We start from the raw sequence: 1,120 nt of genomic DNA on the forward strand, positions 1-1,120 counted from the left end.
GACGTCACCTTCGTCCCCGTCGCCGTCTCACCGAACGACACCGGCAGAGCCTCCACCGCACCCGCGGCCGGGGCCGGCTCGACGGGGGCGGAGTTCGGCTTGACCGTGATGACCGGAACACCCCGGGAGACCCGGGACTTCGTGGTGAACGAGGCGGCGAACGCGGCCTGCGTCGCGACCACACCCTGGTCACCGGCCTCCAGATCGGTGGCGTCGGTGATGATGCCGGAACCCACCCGCAGCGCGAGACGGGCGGCGATCTCCTTGCCCTCGGCGGACGACACCACCAGCACCGCGACCGGGGACACCGCCTCGAACGCCGCCTGCAGCGCGTCGACCTTCGGCACCACCAGATAATCCGCGAACTCCGGGGCGTCCGCGGTCAGGACCTTCACCGCACCGTGCTCACCCAGCACCGGGGCAGTGTCCCCGGCACCGGCGCCCAGCACCACGGCGACCGGGTCACCGACACGGCGGGCCAGCGTCAGCAGCTCCAGGGTGGGCTTGCGGACCGCACCGTCCACGTGATCGACCAGAACAAGAACTTCAGCCATGACAACGCACTCCAGACGAGAAAGGACGAGAGAGAGGAACAGCGGGGAAAGACATGCGGACTAGATGAACTTCTGGCCCGCGAGGAACCCGGCGAGCTGCCTGCCGCCCTCACCCTCGTCCTTCACGATCGTGCCCGCCGTCCGCGCCGGACGCTCGGTGGCGGAATCGACCGCCGTCCACGCACCCGCCAGACCGACCTCGTCCGCGTCCAGACCCAGATCGTCCAGGTCCAGCGACTCCACCGGCTTCTTCTTCGCCGCCATGATCCCCTTGAACGACGGGTAACGGGCCTCACCCGACTGGTCGGTCACCGACACCACCGCGGGAAGCGACGCCTCAAGCTGCTCGGACGCCGTGTCACCGTCACGCCGCCCCGTCACCACACCACCGTCCACCGCGACCTCGGACAGCAACGTCACCTGCGGCACACCCAGACGCTCCGCCAGCAACGCCGGCAGCACACCCATCACACCGTCCGTCGACGCCATCCCACAGATCACCAGGTCGTACCCGGCCTTCTCCACAGCCTTCGCCAGCACCAGCGACGTCCCCATCACATCACTGC

The 1,120-nt window shown here is 69.1% G+C and carries 2 protein-coding genes; both read right to left on the reverse strand.

Annotated features, from left to right (window positions below):
* The coding region (locus tag IE272_RS38515) for an electron transfer flavoprotein subunit alpha/FixB family protein (RefSeq protein WP_373304246.1) at positions 1 to 554 on the reverse strand (554 nt) is incomplete at its 3' end.
* Positions 555 to 614: 60 nt separating this feature from the next.
* Positions 615 to 1,120, reverse strand: a 506-nt coding sequence (locus IE272_RS38520) for an electron transfer flavoprotein subunit beta/FixA family protein (RefSeq protein ID WP_190010421.1), incomplete at its 5' end; no start/stop codon positions are given.

Origin of the sequence: Streptomyces anulatus (assembly GCF_014650675.1) — a bacterium.
Lineage (GTDB): Bacteria > Actinomycetota > Actinomycetes > Streptomycetales > Streptomycetaceae > Streptomyces > Streptomyces anulatus.